This is a genomic window from Stenotrophomonas sp. SrG (assembly GCF_050031795.1).
Taxonomy (GTDB): Bacteria; Pseudomonadota; Gammaproteobacteria; order Xanthomonadales; family Xanthomonadaceae; genus Stenotrophomonas; species Stenotrophomonas rhizophila_A.
Window position 1 is genome coordinate 1 of the sequence record NZ_JBNBBE010001530.1, and the last position, 233, is coordinate 233.

The window sequence follows — 233 nt, forward strand, 5'->3', positions numbered from 1 at the left end:
CCGGCGGCCAGGGCGTGCTGGACGGGATCGCGCTCCTGCCTGCCGCCGCCGCTGCCGGGGTGCTGTGGTACCTCGTTGATCACGACCAGCCGCGCGATCCGGCCACCGTCATCAAGCCCGGCGCCGACGACCTGCGCCGCCCCCGCCCCGCCCGCCTGCCCGCCAGCGCACTGCGCTAGCCAGCCACGGAGCCCCGCTTGCAAACGCCCCTGACAATGGCCGTGGTTCTGTCT

General features: G+C 74.7%; 1 pseudogene. It reads left to right on the plus strand.

The features are described 5' to 3' along the window. Positions 1-179, plus strand: a pseudogene (locus ACQG3P_RS24505) (sugar phosphate isomerase/epimerase); the annotation flags it as partial. Positions 180-233: the final 54 nt, after the last annotated feature.